The sequence below is a fragment of the Methylophilus flavus genome (genome assembly GCF_042678905.1).
Lineage (GTDB): Bacteria > Pseudomonadota > Gammaproteobacteria > Burkholderiales > Methylophilaceae > Methylophilus > Methylophilus flavus.
In genome coordinates this window covers 480,771-507,723 of the sequence record NZ_JBHTLN010000002.1, presented here as the reverse complement: position 1 = coordinate 507,723, position 26,953 = coordinate 480,771, and the positions used below count along the sequence as shown (strand labels likewise).

Annotated in this window: 23 protein-coding genes; all 23 read right to left on the bottom strand. The window is 51.1% G+C overall.

Features of this window, described 5'->3' with window-relative positions; genetic code table 11:
* Nucleotides 1–22: 22 nt before the first annotated feature.
* A complete protein-coding gene (gene coxB / locus ACFQ2T_RS12435) occupies nt 23–1,189 on the bottom strand; it encodes a cytochrome c oxidase subunit II (protein ID WP_379034878.1) in 1,167 nt (388 codons plus the stop codon).
* Between the two features lie 21 nt (nt 1,190–1,210).
* Nucleotides 1,211–1,672 (bottom strand): DUF2244 domain-containing protein, encoded by a 462-nt coding sequence (locus tag ACFQ2T_RS12430; RefSeq protein WP_379034876.1) that lies wholly within the window; start codon nt 1,670–1,672, stop codon nt 1,211–1,213.
* Nucleotides 1,673–2,128: 456 nt separating this feature from the next.
* Nucleotides 2,129–2,938 (bottom strand): TonB family protein, encoded by an 810-nt coding sequence (locus ACFQ2T_RS12425; RefSeq protein ID WP_379034874.1) that lies wholly within the window; start codon nt 2,936–2,938, stop codon nt 2,129–2,131.
* Nucleotides 2,939–2,943: 5 nt separating this feature from the next.
* The gene (locus ACFQ2T_RS12420; protein WP_379034872.1) at nt 2,944–3,357 is read right to left on the bottom strand and encodes an ExbD/TolR family protein; all 414 of its coding nucleotides are present in this window, start codon (nt 3,355–3,357) and stop codon (nt 2,944–2,946) included.
* Nucleotides 3,358–3,360: 3 nt separating this feature from the next.
* Nucleotides 3,361–3,999: a MotA/TolQ/ExbB proton channel family protein gene (locus ACFQ2T_RS12415; RefSeq protein ID WP_379031902.1), complete on the bottom strand. Its 639-nt coding sequence runs from the start codon at nt 3,997–3,999 to the stop codon at nt 3,361–3,363.
* 255 nt (nt 4,000–4,254) lie between these two features.
* On the bottom strand, nt 4,255–4,746 hold the full coding sequence (locus ACFQ2T_RS12410; protein ID WP_379034870.1) for a type II secretion system protein: 492 nt from the start codon (nt 4,744–4,746) through the stop codon (nt 4,255–4,257).
* Nucleotides 4,733–5,104 (bottom strand): type II secretion system protein, encoded by a 372-nt coding sequence (locus ACFQ2T_RS12405; RefSeq protein WP_379034868.1) that lies wholly within the window; start codon nt 5,102–5,104, stop codon nt 4,733–4,735. The genes ACFQ2T_RS12410 and ACFQ2T_RS12405 overlap by 14 nt, the downstream gene beginning before the upstream one ends.
* A gap of 22 nt (nt 5,105–5,126) precedes the next feature.
* Complete coding sequence (locus ACFQ2T_RS12400; RefSeq protein WP_379034866.1) at nt 5,127–5,606, bottom strand: prepilin-type N-terminal cleavage/methylation domain-containing protein; 480 nt, start codon at nt 5,604–5,606, stop codon at nt 5,127–5,129.
* 16 nt (nt 5,607–5,622) lie between these two features.
* Nucleotides 5,623–7,605: a type II and III secretion system protein gene (locus ACFQ2T_RS12395; protein WP_379034864.1), complete on the bottom strand. Its 1,983-nt coding sequence runs from the start codon at nt 7,603–7,605 to the stop codon at nt 5,623–5,625.
* On the bottom strand, nt 7,602–8,102 hold the full coding sequence (locus ACFQ2T_RS12390; RefSeq protein WP_379034863.1) for a hypothetical protein: 501 nt from the start codon (nt 8,100–8,102) through the stop codon (nt 7,602–7,604). Before ACFQ2T_RS12390 ends, ACFQ2T_RS12395 begins: the two co-directional genes overlap by 4 nt.
* Nucleotides 8,099–8,650 carry a hypothetical protein gene (locus ACFQ2T_RS12385; protein WP_379034861.1) on the bottom strand — a complete coding sequence of 184 codons (552 nt, stop codon included), beginning with the start codon at nt 8,648–8,650 and terminating at the stop codon, nt 8,099–8,101. The genes ACFQ2T_RS12390 and ACFQ2T_RS12385 overlap by 4 nt, the downstream gene beginning before the upstream one ends.
* Entirely contained in the window at nt 8,638–9,159 is a 522-nt protein-coding gene (locus ACFQ2T_RS12380; RefSeq protein ID WP_379034859.1) for a hypothetical protein, read from the bottom strand. The genes ACFQ2T_RS12385 and ACFQ2T_RS12380 overlap by 13 nt, the downstream gene beginning before the upstream one ends.
* Nucleotides 9,159–10,061: a hypothetical protein gene (locus ACFQ2T_RS12375; protein WP_379034857.1), complete on the bottom strand. Its 903-nt coding sequence runs from the start codon at nt 10,059–10,061 to the stop codon at nt 9,159–9,161. The genes ACFQ2T_RS12380 and ACFQ2T_RS12375 overlap by 1 nt, the downstream gene beginning before the upstream one ends.
* Nucleotides 10,042–11,742 (bottom strand): GspE/PulE family protein, encoded by a 1,701-nt coding sequence (locus ACFQ2T_RS12370; RefSeq protein ID WP_379034855.1) that lies wholly within the window; start codon nt 11,740–11,742, stop codon nt 10,042–10,044. The genes ACFQ2T_RS12375 and ACFQ2T_RS12370 overlap by 20 nt, the downstream gene beginning before the upstream one ends.
* Before the next feature lie 61 nt (nt 11,743–11,803).
* The gene (locus ACFQ2T_RS12365) at nt 11,804–12,997 is read right to left on the bottom strand and encodes a type II secretion system F family protein (protein ID WP_379034853.1); all 1,194 of its coding nucleotides are present in this window, start codon (nt 12,995–12,997) and stop codon (nt 11,804–11,806) included.
* Between the two features lie 50 nt (nt 12,998–13,047).
* Nucleotides 13,048–13,479, bottom strand: coding sequence for a type II secretion system major pseudopilin GspG (gene gspG / locus ACFQ2T_RS12360; RefSeq protein WP_379034852.1), 432 nt, complete (start codon nt 13,477–13,479; stop codon nt 13,048–13,050).
* Nucleotides 13,480–13,501: 22 nt separating this feature from the next.
* The gene (locus tag ACFQ2T_RS12355) at nt 13,502–14,830 is read right to left on the bottom strand and encodes a TolC family outer membrane protein (protein ID WP_379034850.1); all 1,329 of its coding nucleotides are present in this window, start codon (nt 14,828–14,830) and stop codon (nt 13,502–13,504) included.
* Between the two features lie 164 nt (nt 14,831–14,994).
* Complete coding sequence (locus tag ACFQ2T_RS12350; RefSeq protein WP_379034848.1) at nt 14,995–16,359, bottom strand: HlyD family type I secretion periplasmic adaptor subunit; 1,365 nt, start codon at nt 16,357–16,359, stop codon at nt 14,995–14,997.
* Nucleotides 16,360–16,369: 10 nt separating this feature from the next.
* Entirely contained in the window at nt 16,370–18,082 is a 1,713-nt protein-coding gene (locus tag ACFQ2T_RS12345; RefSeq protein ID WP_379034846.1) for a type I secretion system permease/ATPase, read from the bottom strand.
* On the bottom strand, nt 18,079–19,818 hold the full coding sequence (locus ACFQ2T_RS12340) for a type I secretion system permease/ATPase (RefSeq protein WP_379034844.1): 1,740 nt from the start codon (nt 19,816–19,818) through the stop codon (nt 18,079–18,081). Before ACFQ2T_RS12340 ends, ACFQ2T_RS12345 begins: the two co-directional genes overlap by 4 nt.
* Nucleotides 19,819–19,913: 95 nt before the next feature.
* Nucleotides 19,914–21,971: a calcium-binding protein gene (locus tag ACFQ2T_RS12335; RefSeq protein WP_379034842.1), complete on the bottom strand. Its 2,058-nt coding sequence runs from the start codon at nt 21,969–21,971 to the stop codon at nt 19,914–19,916.
* 77 nt (nt 21,972–22,048) lie between these two features.
* Nucleotides 22,049–23,026 carry a hypothetical protein gene (locus ACFQ2T_RS12330; RefSeq protein ID WP_379034840.1) on the bottom strand — a complete coding sequence of 326 codons (978 nt, stop codon included), beginning with the start codon at nt 23,024–23,026 and terminating at the stop codon, nt 22,049–22,051.
* A gap of 282 nt (nt 23,027–23,308) precedes the next feature.
* A complete protein-coding gene (locus ACFQ2T_RS12325; RefSeq protein WP_379035179.1) occupies nt 23,309–26,815 on the bottom strand; it encodes a TonB-dependent receptor domain-containing protein in 3,507 nt (1,168 codons plus the stop codon).
* Nucleotides 26,816–26,953: the final 138 nt, after the last annotated feature.

The window sequence follows — 26,953 nt, the reverse complement described above, 5'->3', positions numbered from 1 at the left end:
CTCCTAAAAATCTCTTAAAGTATTATTCACGCGCTGCTTTGACTTGTGGCGGCTGCACCAGGGCATCTACCGAAGCAGTATTCCCCAGGGCATTGCGCTCATAAGTAATCACAGCAGCAATTTCAGTATCATTCAGGGTCGCTTTCCAGGCCGGCATTACACCTTTGCCGTTCAGTACGCGATCAAGATGACTGTCTTTTTGATATTTACCATCCGCCCCGAAGATAGGCCCGACAGCAATCTTGCTGCCTGTCAGTGCCGGGAAAGCCGGAGGCAGGCCAGCACCGGTAACCTGGTGACAGACCGCACAGTTTTTCTCGTAAACGGTTTTACCCTGGGCCAGCAATTCTTCTTTGGTCATTTCTTTGACATCACCGGCGGCTTTTTGCTCCTCCTGTTTTTTACCAGCCCAGGCAGCGAACTCTTCTTTAGAAACCGCATTCACTACCACTGGCATATAGCCATGGCCTTTACCGCATAACTCTTTACATTGGCCGCGATAGACACCGGCCTTTTCAACCTGCACCCAGGTTTCACGGATAAAGCCGGGTACAGCCACGCGTGAAGAACCAAACTGCGGCACCCACCAGTTATGCAATACGTCAGATGCTGTCATCAGGATGCGGACTTTCTCGCCTACCGGCAGCACCAGCGGATTATCAACTTCCAGCAGGTAATGCTCGCCTTTTTCTTCCTTGTTGTTCAGCTGGTCATTTGAAGTTGCCAGGTTGCTGACGAATTTGATGCCTTTGGCATCACCGTCGAGATACTCGTACTGCCAGCGCCACTGTGAACCGGTGATCTTGATGACCATGGTTGACTGGTCACGCGTATCTTCCATCATGACTACACTGTGGTAGGCCGGGATGCCCATGATGACAAAGTCAATCAGCAACAGGATGACAAACGGGATCAGGGTCCAGAAAATTTCGACTGTGGTAGAAGGTGGCTTATCAACAACCGCTTTATAGCCTTTGTCGTGCCGGTGCTTCACAATTGAATAAATCATGATTGCCAGTACCACCACAAAAATCACGGCAGTAATCAGCATGAATTTGTTATGAACGTGCAATGTGTCCAGCGCCATCGGTGTGACCGGGTCTGGGAAATTGAAAGTGTAGTCAGCGCGTGCGCTTAATGAATACAACAGTGCAAACGCACTAGCCCCAAGCTTCTTCATTCCTTGCATCTAATCTGCTCCAAAATCTAGTTATTTAGTTTTTAGAAGTGTGCGCCTTAAGTGAGACACCAGCTCATCGCGTTGCGCGTTGTTCATGGTGTCACGACCAAACTCGACTTCTTGATTATGGGACCCAATCCACAGTGACGTTTTACCGTTCTCACCTTCCCTGAGCGTTATACGAGTCCAATATCGTTGAAAACGAACGTGTTTTATTTTGCCTAATACACTCTGTTCAATCTCAACATGATCCTCGGCGAATGTGATTTTTTCGTAATCACTGCTGTGTCGCAACACCAACACAAACGCCAGAACCACCAACACTAATTCCAAACCGGCAAACGGCAACACCATCCAGGCACCGATATGCAAAAAAGCAAAGGCTATCAGTATGGTTAATACGCCCAAACTTAGCAGCAATCTCCACACACTTTCAGCAGAAGCGGAAGCGTTAGGCTTTGCAATGCATTGTGTTTCGCAGATGGATAACATGTTTGCCAACCCGGAACTGAATCTGTAGCAACTAAATTACGTTTAGTTACAAATTTGTTACACATTGAAAGGTAGCATAAGACAACCTGAGTGACAAGAAAAAAGAATACGCCTGCCTTTGAAAATATAAATAATTAAATGCATCAACGAATCTGCATGCCTGATAGCGAATGGCTTGCGACTGTGCATTGCCATAAAAAATCAGTTTGAAAAATCCGAAGGATGACAAAAGATTCTTTTACAAACGTAAACAGTGCGCGACTGGTTTGACTGAAAAATCTTGCGTTTGTGCAGCGAAAAATTCGATTGATACACTTAGCGTTATTGATACGCAAAAAAGATCCCCACACTTATCCGAGGAAAATGGCAAGTGCAGGGGTTGAAATGCAGACACCATCGTTAAGAAAGTGAGGGATTGCATTTCCGATGATGACTGCTGCAGATCTGTTATATTTCTTATTCCAGTTTGAAAGATACCGGGATCGAGACTTTGAAGGTCTTCTTGCGTAAACTGTCTTTCACGCCCAGTTGTGCGATGGCTTTTTTCACCATCCGCATCGCTTCCTCATCGAGTGGCACATGTTTGCTGCTGTCTACCATCGACACCTGCACCAGCTCCCCGCGTACAAATTGCGCCAGGATAATTACCTCACCTTCCAGATGTCTGCGAATGGCAATGGTTGGGTATTGTTTGCTTTTGTTGACCAGGGAGCGTAACTGTTCACCGTAATCGCCCCAGGCATCATTATCGCTGGTGGTCAGCTCATCCGACTCACTGCTTGCCGGTGCATTGACTGCGGGTGACGGCCGGGACTCTTTGGCAACCGACTCGGTCGCAGTATGGTTAGCTGCATCACTATTACTGGGCGAAGCTGTCGCATTCACGGCTGGCGCCGGCTCTACACGCGCTGGCAAGGCCTGCTCCGGCACCTGGTAATCTGCCTCGTTATGCGCAGGCGCAGTGATCACTGACTTCTGGTTCTCCACCGGCGGCGCTGTGCGTGGCTTGACGGTGGTAGTCGTCCTTTGTGGCTCTGGTGGAGCCGAGGTCACCATCGGAGGAGAAACTTGTTGCTCGCTGGGTCTTGAGGCGGGCATTTTCATGGTAAAGAATTCGATTTCCAGCCGGTCGGGGATTTTGGGTAGCTGTATGTGACTGAGTGTCGGGTAAATCACGACTACCAACACGTGCAACACCAGTGACAGAATGACTGCGCGCCATACCTGGGTGGACCTATCATCTTCCATATAGACCAGGCTGGTCATCTTTGCTACTTGCCCGCTTCCGGTGACATCACAAAACTGAACTTGCTGATGCCAGCCCGCTGGATGGCCACCAGCACCTTGGCCACAATGCCATACTCGGCATGCTCATCGGCATAGATCTCAACAGCCGGGTCCTGTTGTGCTTTTAAAGTACCCAGGTTGCTGGTCAGGGTGTCCAGTGCCAGCTTCTGCTGGTCGAGGAAGATATCACCGGCATCGGTGATGCTGATATGCGCGGTCTTGGGCACAGTAATGGCGACTTCAGCACTGGCTTTCGGCAGCTTTACTTTCACTGCGTTCATCAGTAAGGGTGCGGTGACAATGAACACGGTCAGTAGTACCAGCATGACATCCACCAGCGGTGTGACGTTGATCTCGCTCACCAGGTCTTCCTGTTCTGCATCGCCAAGGATTGCCATGATTTAGCCTTCTACACCGGATTGGGTGAGTAAAGACTGGAAGCGGCTGGCGACTTGTTCCATATCGGCACGGTGTACTTTCTGGCGGCGCATAAAGTAGTTATAGGCGAGTACGGCAGGTACCGCAGTGGCAATGCCGATGGCGGTGGCAATCAGTGCTTCGCCGATAGGACCTGCCACCACATCCAGTCCGGCAGAGCCGGTGGCAGTGATGGTCTTGAGCGCATTCATGATGCCCCAGACGGTGCCGAACAAACCTATAAAAGGCGCAGTCGAGCCTATGCTGGCCAGGACAGCGACACCGCCGTCCATACGTTTATGTTCGAGGTAGGCTTGCTGCTTGAGCGAGAGTAGGATCACTTCCTGCCGTTCGTTGCGGCGCAGTACTGAATTGGCCATCACTTCGTTCATGGCGTTCATACCGGCATTACATAAGCGGGCAAAGCTGCTTTCGCTCTTGGAGATGAGTAGTGGTAATTCATAGATACTGCGCGTCTGTTGCCACTCGGACAGGAAGTCTGTGGATTCGCTTTGGGATTTGTACCAGGCCCAGCTTTTGATAATGATGATGGCCCACACCACCACTGAAAGTACGCCAAGCAAATACAACACTAAATCTACGATGTCAGGTACCAAGTCCACAAATCACCCCAAAGATAAAAAATCAAACCTTTTTTGAACACATTCGCAATGTCGGGAAAAACACCCATTGACATGGGGAATGTTTCCTTTTATCGCGTCTACATATATTCATCGTTGGGGATGCAAAAAACCTCACGTTTTTAACTTATTTTTACATTTATGATTGCTATGCGGGTTTTATCGTGCAAGTGGTATATGGATTGGGAAAGTGCGGAACGAAGCTACTGAGCAAAACTTACTTATCCGGTGGGCCAGTTAAAGCGGATTCTGGCCTGAAATAGCGGGTGGCACATAGACAAAGTACCATTCACCGTAATAACGCTTGTTATTCAAATGCTGCAACTCGCCGCGATAACCCTTGATCTTGAAGGGTGGTTTATCAGACAAACTGTAAATACCCATGATACCGCCGCTGGGGGCTTCCACTATGCCCCAGCCTTCACGTTGTGTGATCGGATCAACATATGGCTTGCGCAAATGGCGGCGCGGGATAGGAAACCGCTCATCATTGAGCAAGGCTTCGAAGGTACGCGGAAACATCTTCACCACACCCGGCGTCTGGTTGTAATAGCGTCCGATGGCGTCTCTGTAAGCCAGGCCGACACGGATCAACTCCTGCTCCCTTTCTCGCAACACCTGGGTCTGCCAGCGCATGGCTGCCTGCGCCATCACCAGCCCGCTCAGCATCACCAGCATAAACATGCCGATCAGCACGAACCCCGCAGGTGATTGCTTACCAGATGGCATAGGGCGTGCCATCGCCGGAAAGCTGGTTGGAACCACTATGCACATCAAATACACTGCCCTGCTCGTCTATATTCGGCGGCAGGGTAACCACCCAGGTATCGCTACGCTCTGTCATCGGGTCAGGCGGAATCGCTTTCAGGTATTGCCGCTCGACCAACTCTTCAAGGACTTCCGGGTAACGGTTTTTATCACTGTAAAACTTGTCGATGGCGTCACGCATGGTCAGCAGGTCATGCCGCAAGGTGGTTTCTTTTGAGCGTTGCAACATATGCATGAACTTGGGGCTGACAATGGTCAGCAGCATGGCCAGGATCGCCAGCACCACCAGCATTTCAATCAGGGTGAATCCGCGCTTCATCTGCATTCCACTCGCCATCGCTCTACCAATCACTATATGGTTGCCGGTTGATGCCGATAGCACCGGAACGGGATGAAACGTCATAGACATCCTTGGCCATTTCATCAATATCGCCGTCATATGCGCGTATGCGCCAGGTCTGGGCATTACTCAATGTGATATCTGACGCAAACGGGTCACGCGGGATACGCCGCAGGAAAAACACTTTTTTCTTTTTTGGATCCTGGGCATTTTCAACCCCGGTCACCAATATCCTCAGATTGGAAGGATAGCCACTACTGTCAGCGGTTTTTTTAATGACCCCCTGGTCCACGGCATCCTTATAAGCATCCAGCGCATCGCGGATTTGCCACAACGCCCGTTTCAGTTCGCGCTCTTTTTCACGTTTGCTATTCAGCTGCACCACCGGGCTGGCCGAAGTCACCAGCAACGCCAGCAAGGCCAGCGTCACCAGCAACTCCACCAGCGTAAATCCGTTTCTGCGCCCTGATGCTGACATCATCATACTGTTCACAAGCCTATGGCTGCACGGTGCCAGTATCAGTGCTGTTCATGATTTGCGCGCCGAAGCCGCCATCGCTACGGGCATTGGTGCTTTGCGTGGATTGCGGCGTCACCGCTTGTGGCGTTACAGGCTCTGCCGCCTGCACCGTGCGCGCACCACCTGCACCCACCGGATTGGCAGTCGCCGCCACCCCGGAAGGAATCAGGCTATACACCGAATTGGCCGGGCTGATGTTATGCATGATGCGTGGCGTGATCAGGAGCACGATTTCATTCTTGCGCTTGTCCTGATTATTATTGCTGAACAGCTTGCCTATAAACGGCAGGTTACCCAGCCCTGGCACCCGGCGCTGTGTTTTCTGTTCATCATCACGGAACAAGCCTGCCAGTATCTGGGTTTCGTTATTGCGTAACTGCAAGGTGGTATTGGCATTGCGGCTACCGATGGTATATGCCAGCACGCCGGTACTGGTGGTGACCTGGTCAGTGATATTGCTGACCTCCATGGCGACCTTGATGCTGACCTGGTCCTGCATCTGGATCACCGGCTCCACATCGAGCTTGATGCCCACCTCGATATAGTTGACATTCTGGCTCACAAACCCTTGCGCACTGGCGACGCTGGTCAGCACCGGAATTTTATCGCCGACATGGATCTTGGCCCGGTCACGGTTCTTCACGCGTATTTTCGGGCTGGCCAGCAGGTTGGTATCGGTATCCTGGTGCAACAGATTCAACACAATGGCGGGGTCACTGATGGTAAACACACCCAGGTTGCCATTAAAGTTGCGCAACTCTCTCAGTGTCAGTTCGCCACCTTGCGGCTGGGTACCGTTGGTATTACCCAGGGCGTTACCCTGCACGCCGACCCCGATCTGGCTCGGATACTGTATGCCCAGGTTTTCGAGGTTGCGGCGGTTGATTTCCATCACCTCCACCTCCAGCATCACTTCAGACTCGCTCAAGTCCTGCGAGGCGATCAGTTTCTCGGCGACCTTAATCCTGTCCATGGTGTCGCGTATCACCAGCGTATTCAATTTTTCATCTATATAAATGTCACTCGTCCGCAACACGGTTTTCATCAGATTCAATGCCCGCTTGGCGTCCATATAGGTTAAATAAAAGCTGCGCACAAACAGTTCTTCATATTGTGCCGCACGAGAAACCGGGTAGATCAGCAAGGTGTTGTCATTGAGGACTTTCTTGCCTAACTGGTGGCTGGTCAGAATCACGTCCAGCGCCTGTTCAATCGGCGTATCCCGCAGAAAAACACTCACGCGTATGCCTTCATTTAACTCCTGGTCAAAAGAAAAATTCAGATCCCCGGCTTTGCCCAGATACTCGAAAGCATTTTTAATCGGCGTATTTTTCAGCTCTAGCGTGACTTTCTTTTTCAGTGACGATTGCACTGGCCGTACCACGCCAACGCGTTCGCTTTTCTTCTGTTCCAGTTGCTCGAACAGTTTCCGCGCCTCCACATGCGCAGGCTGCTCAGCCAGCACATTGCGTAATAAAAATTCGCCACCGGCCAAATCCCCTGCCGCGATGGCGGTTTGAACCTGCTCTATTTGCATCGCGTGTTTCCGCATCATTTTCACTTTTTGCAGGCCATCACTGGCGGCACGGTTGGTGGATGAAGCCTGCAGCACTTGCTGGTAAATCACTTCAGCAGCGTCATACTGCTGTGCCTCCAGCAAACTGTCAGCCTGTTGCACCTGCTTTTGCAGCTTTTTCTCCTGCAGCAAGGTCAGCCAGTTTTTATATTGTGGTTGGCGCGGGTGAGCGTCCACTAGCGGTTGCAACAATTTGATCGCTTCATCATCCTGCCCGCGCGCGGCATAGATCCTGGCCTGTTCCAGCGTGGCATCGCCAGGCGTGGCTGTGGGAAACAGGTTGCTGCAACTGGCCAGCAATAACGGGCTCCACAATAACAATGGCCTGGTTGCAGAGCACGCCGACTGCCAAAAATTCTTCTTTTGTATTATTTGCTTATTCAAAACACCACCCCGTTATCCACCTTGTCATCCAGCCTGATCTCAAATCGCTCGGCCGCGTGTTGCAAAACGACTTTCTGCTGATCAAGCACGGCCACCTTCCACCCTTCGGCAAAGCGGTCGCCTTCCTGTAATACATATTGTTGCTGTCCATCGGTTAAAAACACCGTCCAGCGTCCGCCTTCCTGCAAGCGGCCAGCATAGGTATAAGGGCTGACCGGTACAGCGGCCGCTGCCGTTTCCGTTTCCGCTACAGGCATGGGCATGGCGCTGAATAAATTCACGCCAGCTTCCTCGTCTGCCACGATTGTTTTTGCTGGCGTCACTTCCTGACTGTCGGCTTTCAGTATGGGCATCACTTGCGCCAAAGGAATGCGTTTTTGTACACGTGGGGGCGCCGTGGCGACGCCGGCATCCGATGGCTGCTCCGCCTGCTCAACCCACCAGCAAGCCAGTAATGTCAGCCCCAGTGCGCCCAGCATTACCCAGCGCCGCATCATGTCGGCTCCCGCTTGCGGGTATACAAACTGAACTCGACATAGGCTTCCACCCCGGTTTGCATCACATCGCTACGTTGCAGTTTGAACTGGCTCAATGCCAGGCTGGGGTATGCCTGCAATACCCGGTTTAAGAATTGCCGCACCTGCAGGTAATCGCCTTTCAGCGGCAGTTTGATCCGCTGTATTTGCAAGCTGGAATGCTCAATAGGGAGTGATTGAAATTCAGCCCGCTCAAAGATCATGCCCATGGCATCGGCCTGTGCCAGAATCTCGCCACTGATCCCTTCAGCTTCGTCTTCTGATGGCCATTGCTGCAGCGACTGTGCCGCATTGGACACTGAAGATTTTGCAAGAGGGATAGCTGGTGTTGAACGTGCAGGCAGTCGCTGCAAGTCCTGTTGCAATTGATGACGCGTGAAAAAGGCATGACTCAATAACGCTAAAAGTATCAGCACGATCACCAGCAAGGCTGCCACCCAGCGCTGCCCCAAAGGACCTTGCTGCCAGCGGAAAAGCAAACGCTGCACAGGATGATTCAGTACAGCCATCCTGCCTCCAGATGTAAGGTAGTCATCATTGATCCGTTCACATCGGTGGATTCGCTGGCATTCAACTTGACGTCAGCCAGGCCGGATTGCTGTTTTAAACGCTCAACCAGCGCCCACCCCTGTTTGCGATGCGGGGCCAGCACCGTCATGCGGATATGCTTTCGTTTGGCATCCGGCGCCAGTTGCATCCAGTACAACTGAGGCTGTTGCACTTTTTCCAGTGTATTCAATAAAGGTATCCAGGGTGTTTGTATATGCGATTGCGCTTCAGCTATTTCTGCGGTGATCGCCTGCTGGCTGGCTGACGATAAATTGGTTTGCGGATTTTTGACCGGGGAAATGGCTGCCTGCCGCGCCTGCAATTGCTGCTGCAACACCGCATTCTCATTGGCCAGTTGCAGATAAATGCCAGCCAGCATGCCAGATACCAGCAAGAGTCCCAGGCCGAACAACAATGGCGCTGGCCCCGGTGCCTGGCCCCGCGCATGGTTAAATGTCAGCCGCCGCATTACGCCAGCCTCCTGCGCAACTGCTGGTGAAAGGCTTCGCCCAGCCAATGACCTGGTTGCACATCAATCAACGCAAATGGCGATAAAGAGTTGGTGGTGACGCCACTCAATTGCGCCTGTGGCAAAAACACCGGCAAATCGACCCAGTCGGGATGCATCACCTGCTCGCGCATTAAACACTGGCTCAGGCTCTCACGCCATTGTGCATCTACGGGTAAATAGCGGATTTGCTGCCATTCACCATCTACCAGGCAGCCTATGGTCAAGCTGCCGGATTCGCGGCTGATGATCCAACCCTGCTGAGGTAGTTTTTGCTGCCGCATGGTATGCAGTGCCTGGTTCACAGACAACATCCAGGCTGGCGCAATCACACCCGGCGTGAAACGGACTTCAGCAAACACGGCATGCAATTGCTCAGTGAGTCCGGGTGGTACGGCATTGACCAGCGTATTTTTCCCATAGCTACTGGCCTGCGCTTGTACTTGCCAATCCTGCACCTCCAGGCCGAACGCCTGTTGCAGGCCATGGCTGTAATAGGCCTGTTTTTCGGCAGCACTGCGAATCTCGCTTTGCCAGGGCAGCACCAGCCAGCGCGTATATTGATCGGAAAGCACCACCACCACATGCCAGCGCTGGCCCTTCAGCGCTGCGAGTATGTCACGCAGGCTCTGCCACGTTTCCTCTGGCGGCAGCGTATCCTGCGGCCGTCCGGCTAAGGGATAATGTTGGTGACTCAACAATGCACGTGGTCCGCCTGGCAACCACTGGCGTTCAAACGTCAACACTTCCAGTGCATCGCAAGTCACCACTATCCTTAGCTCAGGCGCACTGAGTGCCTGCCACCAGCGGCGGCTATCCGCGAAATGGCAGTCAATGCCGGGATCAGGATAATGCTGTAACACGATTGATCTCCTGCAAGGTGGTTTCGCCGGCCTTAACTAATGCCATACCCGCTTCACGCATGGAGCGGGTACCGGATTTGGCCGCCAGTGCCTTGATTTGGCTGATGGGCGCTTTCGCCACGATCAGCTCCCGCATGCCATCATCAAACAACAGCAACTCCGCAATGCCTTTACGGCCCTTGTAGCCGGTGCCATGGCATTGACCACAGCCCTGCCCTTTCTTGAAATGGAAGTGCGCACTGGCTTCTGCATCCAGCCCGGATTTCAGCAACAACTCCTGGTCAGGCTGGTCATCTACCTTGCAAAACGGGCAGATCACGCGTATCAGGCGTTGCGCCAGAATGACGTTCACCGCCGACACAAAACTGTAGGCATCCACGCCCATATTGGTAAAACGGCCGATCACATCAAACACGTTATTGGCATGCACGGTGGTCAGCACCAGGTGACCGGTCAGCGCTGACTGCACGGCAATCTGCGCGGTCTCGCCATCACGGATCTCACCGACCATGATTTTGTCCGGGTCATGCCGCAAAATGGAACGCAGGCCACGCGCAAAGGTGAGACCTTTTTTCTCGTTGACCGGAATTTGCAGCACCCCAGGTAGTTGATATTCGACCGGATCTTCAATGGTGACTATCTTGTCCTGGCCGGTATTGATCTCGGAGATCATGCCGTACAAGGTGGTGGTCTTTCCGCTGCCGGTGGGGCCGGTCACCAGGAACATGCCATACGGCGCCTCGGCCTGGGTGCGGATCTGCGTCAGCATGGCCGGGGCAAAGCCCAGCACTTCCAGGCTGATACCTTGCGCTTCACTGAGTGCCTTGCGGTCTAGCACCCGCAATACCGCATCTTCGCCGATCACACTGGGCATGATGGATACCCGCAGATCGATTTCGCGCCCGAGTGCATGCACCTTACAGCGCCCATCCTGCGGGATACGGCGCTCGGCAATGTCCAGTTCCGACATGACCTTGATCCGGGAAATCGCCTGTTCTGCCTGCATGACGCCGCTCAGTCCCCCGGCTTCATTGAGCACGCCATCAATGCGGTATTTCACGCGCAGGCCATGTACGGTGGATTCAAGGTGGATATCACTCGCACCTGCTTTCAGGGCATCGTATAAAGTCGAACGCACAAAGCGCACCACCGGGCTGCTATCTTCGCTGATAGATTTAAGTGACAGCTGTTCGACAGGCACCTGGTCTTCACTACTCAGCCCGTCTTCAGTATGCATCTGGTCCAGTGCTCGCATTTGCGATTCGTGATACTGTAAACAGGTAGCGATATCATTGCGGTGCGCCAGGCACCATTGCACAGGGAGGCGCACGCTGTTCTGCAAGCGCAGCTGCAAACCATGATCGAACGGGTCGGCAATGACTAATCTGACTTGTCCATCCTGGTTCTGCATCAACACCGCCTGCATGGCAACTGCCTCGTTGAAGCTTAGGCGGTCAAACAACGGCTGCATGGCATTCAGATCCAGCGCACTCAATGGCGGATAATGCATCAAGCTGGCCAAGGCCAGCACAAAGGCATCTGGCGATAACGTGGATAATTCTTCCAGCACTTCGATCACGGGACGCCCGCTCTGCGCTGCCAGGCTTTTCGCTTCAGAGAGCAATTCTGCTGTCAGGGCATGCGCTTCCGTACCAGCCATTGGCAGATCCTGCATGTTCATTCAATGGCTCCTTTGCTTTGCCTAGCCATTACTCGATAGGATTTTTGGTTTTGGCCAGTCATTACTCAATCGCTCCCGCCAACTCAAAAATCGGCATATACATCAGCACCACCACCAGCCCGACGATCAGCCCAATGAGTACCATCAGCGCAGGCTCCAGCAACTTGCTCAGCCACTCGACACGGCGTGCCGTATCTTCATCATAAAAGATACCGATGCGCCCCAGCATTTCATCCAGCTGCCCGGTGCGTTCGCCGACACGTAACATACGGTTGGCAATAGAAGTGGTCAGGCCGTGCGCTTCCATTGATGAAGAGAGTTGTTTGCCTTCACGCACTTCGCTGATGACCTTTTGCAGTACTTGCTGTAATTCTTGCGGTAGCAGAGACTGCACCATGCCCAGTGCCGTGAGCAAGGGAATTCCTCCCTGTAACAGCATGCCCAGCGTGCGGTAAAAACGCGCCAGCTGGTAAATGCGTAAGGCCTCACCCAGGCTGGGGATACTCCACACCCGTTGCATGACCCAGATTTTGCTGGCCGGACGTGAAAATATCAGCCATAGCAACACGCTGATACCTATGGTGCCCATCAGCACCCATTCACCATGGCCTTGTAGCAATTGCCCCCAGCGCAGCAGCATGCGGCTGGCCCAGGGCAGGTTATCGCCGCCACTTTCATAAATGGTGCTGAAGCGCGGCACCACATAGCCGAGCAGAAACAATACGACCATGCCGCCAACGACGATCAGCAACACCGGGTAGATAGAAGCAGAAATGATTTTTTTGCGGATGGCTTCCACTTGCGCCTGGTAAGCCACATGCCGTCGCAGCGCTTGCGCCATATCACCGGTGCGCTCACTTGCGCGTATCAGTGCGACATACAACGCACTGAATACCTCGGGTTGCAGGGCCAGTGCCTGTGACAGTGGCAGGCCCTCGTACAAAGAAGTACTCAGCCGGGTCAGCACATAGCGTGACTGGTCATGCTGCTCTTTCTCCGCCAGGCCCTCAATCGCTTCGATCAGGCTGAGCCCGGATTCCAGCAAGGCCAGCAACTCCTGGCTGAATAAACTCAGGTTAAAACTCTGCTTGTTGAACGGCCATTTTGGCAGCCAGCCGGTAGCATCCGCCTGGCGGATCTGCAAAATACCGTAGCCCTGCGCCTGCGCCTGCTGGCGTGCAGATTGCTGGTCTGCCGCATCCAGCGACAGCCAGCTGACCTGCGTGCCTTGCATGACTTTTAGCTCAAATTTCATGCGCGTTTACTTCCTTTACCGGCATGGCTAACAAAGATCAGCGTCTGGCATTACCAGTTGCCGACATCACTATCAGCATCCTGTCCACCCGCGACCCCGTCACTGCCCAGGCTCCACACATCGTAATCGCCATGTTCGCCAGGGTAACGGTATTGATATTGCCTGCCCCATGGGTCGGCCGGCACGCCTTTGGCCAGGTATGGCCCTTGCCACTTCGCCTCGTTATCCGGGTTACGATTCAACGCGGCCAGGCCCTGCTCACTGGTGGGGTAATGCCCGACATCCAGACGATAGGTATCCAGCGCGCGTGACAGCGCTTCAATTTGTGCCTTGGCCGTTTTGGTTTCGGACTTGCCGATCTGGGCAAAGTATTTGGGGCCGACATACCCGGCCAGCAAACCGATAATCACCATCACCACCAGCAATTCCAGCAAGGTAAACCCTGATTGTTTGATTTTTTTCAAGACACTGATTTTTCTCAAGATATGACTCCCTCATAAAGCTTTATTTTTTTGCGATAAACAACTGGCTGACGCGGCTCAAAGCATCCAGCGTCAGCAGCCCACTACTGAATTGCAGGTTCACCCAGTCACTGATCAGGCTGTAATAGGCCTTGCTCAGCGACAGTTGATTGGTAAATAATTTCTGCTGCGCATCCAGCACTTCATGATTGGTTTTAAACCCGGCCTGAAACCCCTTCTGGGTGCCGTCCAATGCCACTTTGGCTGACTGTACCGCCTGCTGGTAAGCGCTGATGGATTGCTGCTCGGCTATGAGGTTCTGGTAATACTTGCGCACATTGAACTCGATTTCGCGCGCCTTGGCAGTCATGGTCTCTTCACTGGCGGTAAGACGGCTGGCGCTCTGGCGCACATTGGCATTGACGTAACCGCCGGCAAACAAAGGCACATTCATTTGCAAGGCAATGGTCGAAGTATCAAAACGCGAGCCCAGCGTATTATTGCTGTCGTTCTGGCTGTAAGAGCGCACACCGACCAGGTCCAGCGTCGGGTAATGCCCGGCCTGTTTCTTTTCTACCTCTTTCCTGGCGACATCGATATCCAGCGTCGCCGCGATTAATTCCGGATGATGTTGCCGTGCCGCATCCAGCCAGCGTTCCAGGCTATATTCGGCACCCGAAAGGGTATTCAGGCCATCGACTTTCAGCTCGGCTGATAGTGCATGCGTACTACCAGTGAGAATCTGCATGCTTTGCTGGTTGGAGAGTAAATCATTTGCAGCCTGGATTTTCTCTACCTTGGCTATATCCAGGTTGGATTGCGCTTCATTCACCTCCACCACCGTGCCACTACCCCGGTGATATCGTTGCTCCGCCTGCCGTAACTGCTGGTTCACTGCTTCCAGCTTATTCGTCTGCAAAGTGACGCGATCTTGTGCATAGAGGGTTTCCAGGTAAACTGATACCAGCTTGAGGATCAGCTTGGCGTTTTGCTGTTCCAGCAATGATTCCTGTGCAGTGACATAAGACTTTGCACCGCTGTAAATGGCAAAAGTTTCCTTGTTGTACAAAGGCTGGCGGACGGTCAGGCTGTAATTTTCAAGCTCATAATTCAGCTCAGAATTCAACGCGCCGATACTGGTCTGCGTAGTGCGGTCGGTATTGCCGCGGCCACGCATCAACCCGAGTTGCACCTTGGGGTAAAACAAGGCTTTTGCTTTGGTCAGTTCTTCACGTTCGGCTTCGGTATTGGCGAGTGCCGCTCGGAAATCCGCGTTGTACGTGACGGCTAATTGATAAAGCCCATTCAGGTCATCTTGCGCTTGTGTAGCTATGCAATAAGATAGCAAAACGCAGCTAATGAATACTTTCATGGTAATAATGCAACGCATTTCGAGATTCACAATAAGTGATCGAGCGTGATGAAGTGCAAGGCGCACGGAACGGACGAGCCGAGACAGTACAACTAGTACGGCGAGGTTAGGAGTACCGCGCAACGCCGCAATTCGCTCGCGCAGACACTTATTCAGCGCTTCCATTATTCTTCCTTCATCGAGGCTGCCAACCGCTTGCTCAAAGGATGCATCCAGTAATCCCATAAGGTGCGTTCACCGGTTTTAATGACGACCTGTACCGGCATGCCGGGTTGTAACTGGCGACCCTGTAAGGCTTTGGTACCTTTTTCGGTCAGCACGATTCTGGCTAAATAGTAACTTTGGCTGCCTTCAGCAGTCGCTGCCGGTTTGCTCAGCAAATCTTTTGAAAGCGATTTTAACTGGCCTTCAGCCAGCAATTGCGGGCTATTGGCAAAGGTGGAAAAACGGACATCGGCGGCCTGTCCGACATGGATCTTGTCGATCAAATGTGGTGGAATTTGTGCATCGACAATCAGCGCCTCGCCAGAAGGCACGATATCCATCAGCTTCTGCCCCGGCTGGATGATCGCGCCTACGGTATGTACCTGCAAGCCAACCACCTGGCCGGATGCCGGTGAACGGATTTCGGTACGGCCCAACTCGTCGCGCAGTGCCAGCACCTTTTGCGCATCGGCTTCTACCTGCAATTTCACCTGCGCCATCTCGGCATCCATCTCTTTGCGCTCCAGCTGGTTGCGCTGGTTGATCTGTTGCAGCAGTTCCATGATCGCCCGTTGCGCACGGATGATATTCGCCTGGGTATTGGCGCGTTCACCGTGCAAAGCCGCCACGCGTTGCTCCAGGTCATTCTGCTGGTTGCGTGGCGCATAGCCTTCGGCAGTCAGGCCGCGCACCCCTTGTAACTGGTCTTCAAGCAAAGTGAGTTGTGATTCGTGGCTGGACAACATGCCTTTATAGCCCTGCACCATGGCTTCGTAACCAGCGATGGATTCTCGTTTACCGGCGATGTCGGCTGCCAGTGCAGAGGTGCGCGCTGCCAGTAACTGGGTCTGGTTACGCATTTGCTGCTGTATCAATGGGTCATTTTTTTCTTGCAATAAGTCGGGATGAAAATCAATCACTCTGCGATGCAATTGCTCGGCCCGTAAACGGTCTTCCTGCGCACGCAAACCGGCATAGCGCTGGCGCACTTCTTCATAGCGCGCTTTGCTGGCCATGTCATCCAGTTTGAATAACACATCGCCCGCCTTCACCTCCTGGCCTTCGTGCACCAGCAAAGCGCTGACGATGCCGCCAGATAAATGCTGCACGACTTTGTGGTTACTCTCGATGCTGATCTGGCCTTCGGTAGGCACACCTTCATCGAGCGGCGCGTAGGCAGCCCAGACCACGAAACCGACCACCCCGGCCAGTAAAATAAACGCGCCTTTTCTGGTGTGGCCTGTGTTCTGCGCATAGCTTTCAATGGCATGCACATTATCAGGAACAGGTTGGGCGATATTTGAAAGCCCGGGATTTAATTGCATAGCGCTAAACTCATGTGGACTCCGCAGTCAGGCTTGAAGCAGCAGAATGAAGTTGATTAAGATAGGCGATACCCGCATCACGCGGGCCATGATGGACCACCTCGCCACGTTTCAGGATCAGTAGATCATCGGTGACTTTGAGCACGCCGGAACGATGCGTCACCACTACGATGGTGGTGTGCACCAGTTTTAAGGCTTGCAGCAACTCCATCAGTCGCGCTTCGCCAAACTCATCCAGGCTGGCATTCGGTTCATCCAGCACCAGTAATGGCGGCTCTTTGTAAATAGCGCGGGCCAGCCCCAGCAACTGGCGCTGACCGCCCGATAATGGCAGGCCTTGTTCATCCAGCCGGGTGTCATAGCCATGCGGTAAGCGCAGAATCGCTTCGTGCAAACCTACGCGCTGGCAAGCCTGGATAATGTGCTGGCTTTCCAGCGTGCCGAACCTGGCCACATTCTCGGCAATCGTGCCTTCAAGTAATGACACCTGCTGCGGCAGATAACCGACACTAGTCAGCAAGGTGCGGGCATTATTGGCCTGGATGGCTGACTGGTTGATCTGATATCTACCGGCATGTGGCGAAATGACACCGACCAGTAAACGCGCCAATGTGCTTTTGCCTGAGCCGGAAGGCCCCATGATGCACAGCAATCTTCCTGGCGAAATACTCAGGTTCAGTGCATTCAGGATACGACGCGACTGGAGCTCCACAGTCACTGACTCCAGCTGCAGGTGATAAGGACGTTGCAGCGGCTGCACCACAGGCATGGCGCCCAGATTTTTTTCACGGCTTTCCAGGATCAACTGCAGATCGCTCGCCGCAGTATTGGCCTGCAACCACTGGCGCCAGCTATGCACAATCACATCGAACGGTTGCAAGGCGCGGGCGATCAGCACATTTGAGGCAATCATGGAACCGACACTGATCTGGCCTTTAATGGTCAACCAGGCGGCAATCGCCAGCATCAGCGATTGCATGGTGTAACGCACCCATTTATTGACAAACTGGCTGCGGTCACTGGCGGCCAGCCATATGCTTTCGGCCTGGGACTGTTCGGCCAGCAACGACTGCCAGCGCTGGCGCAAGGTTTGTGACATGCCCAGCACATGGCTGGTTTGCAGATGGCGTATCTTTTGCTGGATAAAGTTTTCGGTGAATTGCTTGGTTTGCTGCGCTTGCTGTGCCGGGCCAGCAATCACCTTCTGGTTCCAGAACGCGACCATGCACTGGACCAGGCAAAACACGATAGCCGTGGCACCCAGCACTGGATGCAGCACAAATAACACCGAGATATACACCATACTCCACGGCATATCCAGCATGGCAAACAAGCCTTGCCCGGTCATAAACTGCCTGACGGTGGTGAGCTGCTGCAAGGACTGCACCGGCGACTGTTTTTGCGTGGTGCGAGTATCAAAAATGGCAGAGAAGATTTGCTTGCCGTAGGTGAGGTCAAACTGCACGCCAGTCTTGATCGCATACAGGTTACGCAACCAGTCGGCGCCTGCCATCAATATCAGCAAACCGGCGGTCAGCGCAGTCACCGCTACCAGCGTCAAGGTATTCCGGCTTTGCATCACGCGGTCATACAACTGCAGCATATAAAGCGTAGGCACCAGCATCAGCACATTGGTCAGCAAGCTGAGCCATGCCATTTGGATAAACTGCCGACGGAACGGCTTGACCAGCACCCACAATGAATTTCTAGTCGCCGTCTTCATGGTTGTGCTGCTTTCACTACTTGCGGCTTCGCAGTTTGCGGTTTGACGGCTCTTGCTTTAACTGTTTCCGCTTTTGCAGCATCTTGTTGAAAACTCGCCATCACATCATGCGGCTTGCCATAGCGGATCATTTGCCCCTGGCACATCACCAGCATAAAGTCTGCGATATTCAGGATGTGTTGCAAATGGCTGATAATGATAAAAGTCGTACCCTGCTGTTTCATGCGCGCAATCGCCTGCTGAAAGGTGCGCTCGGCAGCCGTGTCGAGGTTGGCATTCGGTTCATCAAGCACCACGATACGCGGGTTGCCATACAGCGCACGCGCCAGGCCAAGCAGTTGCCGCTCACCGCCGGACAAGGGCACACCGGATTGACCAATCAGTGTATTCAATCCATCCGGTAACTGGTTGATCCAGTCAGCTAACCCCAGCAGGGCAATCACTTCGGATAAGGCCTGTTTGTCCGGGCTGTTAAAGCGGCAAATATTGTCGATCACCCGGCCATCAAACAGGTCTACCTCCTGTGCCAGGTATCCCACATACGGCCCTAGCCTGTTTTTGTCCCAGCCGTGCACATCGACACCATCGTAACGCACGCGACCACTGGTTGGCGCGACCAGCCCCACCAGTAATTTTGCCAGGGTGGTTTTGCCGGATGCCGAAGCACCCGCGACCACCAGCACGTTTCCAGCAGGCAAACTAAACTGCACCTGGCGGATAAACACTTCTGCTTGTGCCTTCCCCGCTTGTGGTTGCGCATACGCCAGTTGGTCTACCGAAACTTCTCCGGTAGGGGGCGGCAGTACCAACCCTTCACCTTTTTGCGCAGCTCCGGCAAACAAGCTTTCTATGCGCTGCCATGCGGTCCACGCCTGTTCATAGGTTTTCCAGTGACCCACGCATTGCACCAGCGGCGCCAGTACCCTGGCTGCGAGAATGGAGGCGACAATCATCATCGCGCCGCCGTTGAATAATTCGCCTTCAATAAACAGGTAGCAGGCCAGGCCCAGAATCAGGCTGGTTTGCATGGTCTGCAACCAGCGCGAAGCCGCCGAATTTTTGCCTGCCAGCTCGGAAGCCTGCGCCTGCTGCCATAAAAAACCATGCTGGCTTTGCAACCAGCGCTGCTCCACCGGCGCCATCATCTGCATGGACTGCATCACATCAGAATGGCGGCTGATGCTGGCAAAGTAACGGTGGGATTCCATCGCATGCTGATTGGCCTGCTTCATCATGGGCGCAACGCGTGCCTGGTTTTGCACGGTCAACACTAACTGGATCAATAAGCCCAACAGCGTCAGCACGCCCAATGCCGGATGGATCAGGAACACCGCCACCAGGAAAATCAGGCAGAAAGGTGCATCAATCAGGCCCAGCAAGGCAGAAGAATGCAATGTACTTTTGAGGGTAGAAAAATCGGAAAATACTTGCTGCGCCGGAAATTCCGGCATGGATAATTTGGCGGTAAACACACGCTCAAACAGTCTTTGCTGCAATGATTTTTCAAAATGGTGAGAGGCGGATTGCAGAAGGCGGCGGCGTTGCCACTCCAGCGCTTCCATCACCAGGTAAGCAAAGGCAGCCATCAAGGTCAGCATCAGTAATGTAGACACATTACGGCTGTTAATGACACGGTCATACACCTCCAGCATATACCAGGAGGGCACTAAAATAAGCAGGTTTGTCACGACGCCAAACAGCCACACTTTGCGCCAGATGGGCCAAAGTTCAGACATGACTTGTTTAAGAGTTTCAGATTGCGACAACATGTTCACCAAGGTATTTCTTTAACTAAAAACTGCGGACGCTAGGCCGTCCACAGCTATCGCAATTAAACGATGATGAAGTCTGAAGTAGACAGAGTATTCACGCCTGTAAGCACAGCGATGTCTACCTTGGCACCGCTACCATTACCGTCAGCGTCATAGCTGAGTGTTTTAGTAGTTGTGTTGTAAACCAGGTAGTCATTGGAGTCTTGCGCAGTACCGGTTGAGTTCACACGCAAATTGTTGGCGTTAAAGCCAGCCAGTTTGCTGTACTGGTCAAGATGCAATTCCAGCTTGTCAGTACCACGTGTGAAGTCAGTGATGGTATCTACACCAGTCAGGTTGAAGCCGGTGTTAGTGTAAGTCTGCACAGAGGTGGCAGAACCCGTCACCACTTGCTCATACACTTTACCGAATACAAACTTGTCAGCGCCGCCGCCGCCAGTCAATGTATCGTTACCTCCATTGCCAACGAAAACGTCAGCTTTGCTGGTGCCGATAAAGGTTTGCTGGTTGGCATTACCTTCAAAACGCAGGCCGTTGGTAGTCACGCCAGAAGCATCAACGACTACATTGTTGATGGTGCCGCCGTTGTTACCCAGGGTGTTGGAAAGGTCAGCAACTGTGCCGTTGGCTTTGAAGTAGTAGTGGTCGTTCAGCAGTTGCAGGTCTGTATTTTCTACATTCAAGCGACCGACAGTACCCCCAACTTGCACGACTTCCATAGATTTGAAGTTGTCGTTGTTGAGCACAACAGTGCCATTGGCTTTGGTGTTGGCACCGATACCGGTCGTGATACGCAGTGTATCCACACCGTCACCACCCACGATCACATCGTGCTTAGCGCCAGTAGCGATCCACTCTTTGTTACCGTCATCTGCTTTGGAAGTAGTGCCTTGCACACCACTGCCGAAACCGCCAATCACGAAAATGTCATTGCCGGTACCGCCGTCCAGGTAGTCAGCACCACCATGACCGATCAACAGGTCATTGCCGCCGTTACCGTAAACAGTGTCATCACCCAAACGCATGGTTGCGTAATCAACACCTTCGCTACCCAGCACGATTTCATGCGCATCGCTACCTTCGTTAGCACCATCGATACGGGTGAAGCTACCAGCTACGCCTTCAGAAGCGTCGTAAGTAACATCTACGTTGTGGTAAAGGTGAGCAACAGAGAAATCATCCACCTCAAATACCGCTTTATCGTATGTGACCGGAGTGGCACCCACGATGGAAGCTGCTGGTTCAAACTCTTCCTCTTCGAACTCAAGTTCCAGAGTTACGTTTTCAACATCGCCGCCTGCAACGCCGTAGATGTGGGTGCCCGGGCTGATTTCACCTAAAGCAAGGGACTCACCATTTTCTTCCAACTGTTCTGCTTCGAGAGTGATACTTACACCACTGGCAAGTTCAATACGTTCGATACCTGAAAAAGCAATGTCTTCAAACTCACCTGATTCTGTGAAAACTAAAGTATCAACGGCATTGTAACCAGCAATTGTGGTTGCAAAAGTACTGATTGCTGATGATCCTGGGCGCGTAACAAAGTTCAAACGTACATCAGTCTCAACTTCTTCGGCAATATCATCATCAAGCTCAACGTACTCACCTGTGACCGTATCGAAGACAAGAAAACCAGCATCCTCGTTACCTTCTTCAGCTTCGACTTTACCCACATATCTGGCTGCATTGCCATCATTGTCTAGCCCTGAAACGCCTGCGGAAATAATAATGCCTGTTGAATCATCCTCACTACCAATCACAAAGGTGTCATTACCCTTATCACCTAAAAGATAATCATCAGATGTAGCAATGAACACATTGCCATCTACATTCTCATCTCCCAATGTGCTTGCTCCACCGGATACAAAATCCTCACCAGCGCCGCCAGTAAGAATGTCATCTCCTTCACCACCAAAAATGCCATCATTACCTGCACCGCCACTGATAATATCGTTACCACTTCCGCCAGTAAGATTATCATCGCCACTCCCACCCAAAATGACATCATTACCAGCACCGCCATCAATATAATTACCAAGACTGTTACCAATGATTAAATCAGCGCTTGCTGTCCCGGTATAATCAGTCTCTGTTGCATTGAACACTTTAACAGCCATATCTTTCTCCTAAACTTTTAGAAGCAAGGCAATAAAATTGCCTTGCTGTAGTTAACTATCGGGAAGTCTCCAAACTACTATGGCGTACCGATGGCATAGCCAGTAATATCAATTGCTTTCAGCGTTGCATTTTCTTGACCGGTTTGACGCAACCTGATTGCGCCTGCTTGCTCCGTTGGGTCTGCACTGCATGGAGCTTCAACATATGCCACTGCAGAATAAGCGCTTGTTGATCCATCATCATCGGTAAATACTGCATCCATGGTGAAGTCCACATGATTACTATTCACAACAGCATCTTGCGTAGCACTTGTGGTTGATGCCGTTGTTGTTGAAGAAATACCAGTAGGCTCACCAGATGTTGCAGTCGTCACACTGTTTGCGGTTGGCAAGTCAAGGTAATTTGTACCATTCAAAGCTTTGTTCGCGAGGGTGTCATATTTCAAAGCACGGTGCTGAACAGAAGTAAATGTTCTACCAACACGGTAGACCGGAGACATGACAGTGATAGGGGTCAGGTTGCTCGGGAACGCATAAGCAATGCTTACACTTCCTGAACCGCTAAAGCCACTGCGAACAACATCATTCACCTCAAACAATTGTGTTCCTGTGGCTGCATCCGAATCCACATTCAGCATCCGGACACGTGTGGCAATCACGCATACATTTGTCGTTGGATTGCGCCAAAACTTATCAAAAACACTACCAATGGAAGCTCCACCAGTTGGGTTAGGGATTGATCGTGTCACGCTACCCGATACAGTAAAGCCAGTAAATGCAACCCCTGATTTATCTAGAGGAGGCAAGGAGGTTTCCGTAGAAGGGGCTGTAGTCCAGCATGTATCGCTTGTACCAGTTGAAGGATATTGTGCTGCATTAATGGGGTAGGATCCAAAGTTGCCTTTAGGCGCGGCCGCTGTGCGCCCTGCATTGTAGCAATTGGCATATGCAGAGCTTCCAAAACCAGCGGCTGGAACTGTCAGCCAGCCTGCTTGTGCCTGAGCCGATATAAACAAAGCTCCAATAACCGCTAATTTCAATGTTATGTTTTGCATTTTTAACTCCTGAATTAAAGAGGTACAATTAGCAGGCATTTGTGGCTGCCTGCATCACCAACTCACCTCAGTTCTAGACCCTTGTAAGTTCTATTAGCTAGAGGAGAATTCTTAAATTCATTTTAAGAAAGGCAGTTCACAAATGCCCTCATATTGTTGATATTTTTCTAGTCGATTCAATTTTTAGCTAAGACAGTCTTGATTAAAAACTTCTGTTAGAAAAGTGAATGTCATTTTTGCAAATTTCTAGAAAAACATTCCGGGAATAATTCCCAAAATGAATTAATCAGGCACAAAGTGCCAATTCAAACTAAACCACACACCTCTTGGCGCACCCGGTGCAATGAAATTAGTGCTTAGCCAATCTCCGGAGTTATGGTTATATCCATCTGGCCCGATAGCGCCATTGATGCTTGGAGAGAATGGGTTACGCCCTAAGCGACCCGCACTGAAATATTCTTTATCAAAAATATTATTAACCAGCATAGTGGCCGTCCACTCTTTGTTGAATCGATAGCTAGTCTGGAAATTAAATGTGGCATACCCATCCACTTTTCCCGGATTTGTAGTTGGTGGGCGAGATACAGTAACCGGTCCTAACAGCGGGTCAAAAACATCGAACGTACGCGCTACTCCCTGCCTATGTTGATTGTTTTCGTTCCCACGCAAATAACTATCGGAATGGGCTACGCCGGTAAGGCCTAAAGTCCATCTATCGGTCACATCATAGGTCAACGTGGCATTTAAGTTATGTAAAGACACCCCAGGCATAGTGCTACCCGGCTTGACATCAATGGCCTGTCCATAACCATCATTTCTGTCGGTAGAACTACTGTTATCCAAGCTAATCATCCGAAATTTATCTTCGAATGTTGCATCCGTTAACGAATAATTTAAACGAAAACCCCATCGATCTTTTTTACCAGAGACACCTGCTTCAATCCCTCTTCGGCGTGTTTTACCGACGCTGTCAAAAAAACCAGCACCATTCCCCACCGCTACAAAGTAAATATCGTCTTTTAAATCAGTCTGGAAAGCACCCAAATTCCATTGCACCGCATCAATTCCAAATACGCTAGGTAAGCTTCCTCGAAAGCCCACATCATAGGTAGTTGCTTGTATTTGAGGTAAAAATGGGTCGCCAGATAAACTGGTAGGCAAGGTACATTGCCGGTTTTCAGCCAAGCTCCTTGGCACCACATTGCCCCCAGCGTCTAGTGTTGGTGTTTTATCAAATGCACACCCCAACTCAATCACACTAGGAACACGTGTTCCCTTTGCCCAGTTTGCGTAAACATTTAAGCTTTCTTTTGCTTGCCAGCTCACCCCTAGTGAAGGATTGAATGAGTAAAAACTAAATTTCTCGGTTTCGGCCGGATCAAGGACTCTAGTTAAGTTTAGCGGGCGATAGCCTAATGGGATGCCAGCGCAATCCGCCATGGTGACAACGCCATCGCCATTGGTATCTCCGCAAACGTTATATCGATCAGGTTCCGCGATTACATCGCCTATGCTGTAGTTTAAAAAACCACTTCTGGCTGCAATTTTGTTTTTTACAAACGTTTGGTTATATCGACCTGAGGCACTTAAATGGAGGGTTTCAACTGGTGTCCACGTCTCGCTAAAATAGACACTTTGGGTGACTTGCGTGCCTTCAAAATTATTATTGGCCAGCGGGACAAACGCCCCAGCAAATTGTGGGTGTGCTTGTTCAGGGTCAAGATAGCCGTTACGTTCAAAATCCAAGAAACCTAAGCGCTGATAGTTCGAGTAATCAGCATTAGCAGAGTCAACTGATGCTCCAACCATAAATTTGTGCTTTTCCAAATTCCAGTTGAGCTGTAACGAAACACCGTCTTTGACCTGGTCAATCTGGTTTTCAGTGATTAATGCAGTGGGTGTACCTTCAACAACCCCTGGTTGGTTTAAACCTTTGCCATCAACTAATATTGGTTGAAAAGTTACAGGATCAAACCTCTCTAAAGACTGCGGATTCAGACAATCAGCAGAATTAAGTGGGGCCAGTAACATCACATAGTTTTTAATTACAGCGTTAGTTACCGGATCTCTTGAAAAAAAATAATTTTCCGGAGAGTTATACGAAACACCTCCTACATCTGTAGGAGTACGTATGTCTAAGAAAGTAGCGAAAAAAGATGGTTCGTTGAAGAAATCAGGGTCATTTGCACCTTCACGAACCGGAGGAGTGTTACCACGAGTATAAATATTCTGCTCTCTGAAGTTTTTCCACTCCTCAAATGTATAACCATAGGCTTTTACTACCTCTGGTGGTAACTCAGTGTTAATGAATTGGGTATAATTATTGATGTCTAAAGTTCCATTATTGTAATCTTGCGCGAAGGCACTATTCTCAAAATCAACATTGCTACCAACTCCCGGATTGTTATATTCGACCGGTATCACGACATAATCTGGCAGACCATAACGATTGGCTTGGCTAGCTGGACTGTATGCATTTGCACCACTAGTTCGATATAAACAAGTGAATTGCTCTGACGGATCTGGCGTTCTTTTTGCTGTCAATTCCTCATCGTAGTCAGTCATGACATCAGTACCTTTTTGACTACGCTTGCTATTTCTTCGATGCACTTGCGCAGTTATAGTGAAAGTGTCATTGACGAAATAACTACCGCTAAGCTGAAACTGACTTAATCTATTTTTGGTTTCATCGGGGCTAGTAAAAACGTCATTTCTGTTTCTTTCATACATCTCGCTTGGAATCAATCCATTGCCAGTTAAATCATTGCCTACCAATAAAGTGCTGAAATTGAGGTCAATCTTTTCTCCACGAAAACTAGCTTTTGTAAACAATTGATTTACTTTACTTGGAGAATTTTTACGCCAGCCATCTTCAAGAAAGAAGTTGCCTGCGGCAAACAAACCAATCGTCCCGTTGTTCCAGCCTGCCTCAGCCTGTAATTGTTTCCTGCCGAATGATCCTGTCAATACATCAGCATCCATGCCCGCATTATTAAAACCATCTTTGGTTTTCATGGAGAATGCGCCACCCAAGGTGTTCAAACCAAAGATCGGGTTTGAACCAGGAAACACATCTACGCCTGCTAAGGCGTTCATGGGAATCATGTCCCAGTTCACCACGTCACCAAAGGGCTCGTTAACCCTAATACCATCCAAGAATACGGACAGACCTTGGGGCGTTCCAATCTGGGGTCCAGCTGTGAAGCCCCTGTATTGCACATCCATTTGAAACGGGTTGCCTTGGTAGTCATTGACCGTCACTGATTGAAGCTTGCGGTTCATCAGATCAGTCAAACTAAGAGAATGCGCTTCTTTAATTTCCTGGGCAGATATACTTTGGACGTTGCCGGGAATTTCCTCTTTGGTCAAACCCAGCCCAGGTAATGGGCCCACCTCATAAAAACGCTTGGCACGCACTTCGACTTTATCGAGCGCAACCGTTTTATCTTCTTTTTTTGGGGGGGCCTTTTGAATGTAAACGCTATCCCCTTCAATTTTGGGAGCCAGACCAGTGTCATTCAGCATGCGGCGTAACGCTTCCTGCCGCGTCATACGGCCGCGCACTTCTGGCGCCGTTTTGCCTGAAACCAAGTCATTAGGGAAAGAGATGCTCATGCCAGTTGCTTTACCTAAAGCATGCAATGAGTTAGCCAATGGCTGCTGGGGGATATCAATATTGACCGGTACACTGAACGTCTCCTCTTGCTGTTTTGGTAGCTGCGTATTCAATGCTTCAGCGATGGCAAACGGCGCTGACCCTACTCCCCAGACTGCAAACAATGTGTACATTGCACACTGTTTAATATTCTTGATTTGCATGACCTAAATCTCCCTCTGTATAGACTCATCTCTGAGGGAAGTAAAAACCTGACGTCGTTTACTTAATTTTACAATTAGCATATCAATGCAGAATCACAGTGCAATTTG

What these genes read in the sequence shown, in the direction of transcription:
- coxB (WP_379034878.1), bottom strand. Translation starts at nt 1,189, where the DNA reads ATGCAAGGAATGAAGAAGCTTGGGGCTAGTGCGTTTGCACTGTTGTAT.
- ACFQ2T_RS12430 (WP_379034876.1), bottom strand. Translation starts at nt 1,672, where the DNA reads ATGTTATCCATCTGCGAAACACAATGCATTGCAAAGCCTAACGCTTCC.
- ACFQ2T_RS12425 (WP_379034874.1), bottom strand. Translation starts at nt 2,938, where the DNA reads ATGACCAGCCTGGTCTATATGGAAGATGATAGGTCCACCCAGGTATGG.
- ACFQ2T_RS12420 (WP_379034872.1), bottom strand. Translation starts at nt 3,357, where the DNA reads ATGGCAATCCTTGGCGATGCAGAACAGGAAGACCTGGTGAGCGAGATC.
- ACFQ2T_RS12410 (WP_379034870.1), bottom strand. Translation starts at nt 4,746, where the DNA reads ATGCCATCTGGTAAGCAATCACCTGCGGGGTTCGTGCTGATCGGCATG.
- ACFQ2T_RS12405 (WP_379034868.1), bottom strand. Translation starts at nt 5,104, where the DNA reads ATGAAGCGCGGATTCACCCTGATTGAAATGCTGGTGGTGCTGGCGATC.
- ACFQ2T_RS12400 (WP_379034866.1), bottom strand. Translation starts at nt 5,606, where the DNA reads ATGATGTCAGCATCAGGGCGCAGAAACGGATTTACGCTGGTGGAGTTG.
- ACFQ2T_RS12390 (WP_379034863.1), bottom strand. Translation starts at nt 8,102, where the DNA reads ATGATGCGGCGCTGGGTAATGCTGGGCGCACTGGGGCTGACATTACTG.
- ACFQ2T_RS12385 (WP_379034861.1), bottom strand. Translation starts at nt 8,650, where the DNA reads ATGGCTGTACTGAATCATCCTGTGCAGCGTTTGCTTTTCCGCTGGCAG.
- ACFQ2T_RS12380 (WP_379034859.1), bottom strand. Translation starts at nt 9,159, where the DNA reads ATGCGGCGGCTGACATTTAACCATGCGCGGGGCCAGGCACCGGGGCCA.
- ACFQ2T_RS12370 (WP_379034855.1), bottom strand. Translation starts at nt 11,742, where the DNA reads ATGAACATGCAGGATCTGCCAATGGCTGGTACGGAAGCGCATGCCCTG.
- ACFQ2T_RS12365 (WP_379034853.1), bottom strand. Translation starts at nt 12,997, where the DNA reads ATGAAATTTGAGCTAAAAGTCATGCAAGGCACGCAGGTCAGCTGGCTG.
- ACFQ2T_RS12355 (WP_379034850.1), bottom strand. Translation starts at nt 14,830, where the DNA reads ATGAAAGTATTCATTAGCTGCGTTTTGCTATCTTATTGCATAGCTACA.
- ACFQ2T_RS12350 (WP_379034848.1), bottom strand. Translation starts at nt 16,359, where the DNA reads ATGCAATTAAATCCCGGGCTTTCAAATATCGCCCAACCTGTTCCTGAT.
- ACFQ2T_RS12345 (WP_379034846.1), bottom strand. Translation starts at nt 18,082, where the DNA reads ATGAAGACGGCGACTAGAAATTCATTGTGGGTGCTGGTCAAGCCGTTC.
- ACFQ2T_RS12340 (WP_379034844.1), bottom strand. Translation starts at nt 19,818, where the DNA reads ATGTCTGAACTTTGGCCCATCTGGCGCAAAGTGTGGCTGTTTGGCGTC.
- ACFQ2T_RS12335 (WP_379034842.1), bottom strand. Translation starts at nt 21,971, where the DNA reads ATGGCTGTTAAAGTGTTCAATGCAACAGAGACTGATTATACCGGGACA.
- ACFQ2T_RS12330 (WP_379034840.1), bottom strand. Translation starts at nt 23,026, where the DNA reads ATGCAAAACATAACATTGAAATTAGCGGTTATTGGAGCTTTGTTTATA.
- ACFQ2T_RS12325 (WP_379035179.1), bottom strand. Translation starts at nt 26,815, where the DNA reads ATGTACACATTGTTTGCAGTCTGGGGAGTAGGGTCAGCGCCGTTTGCC.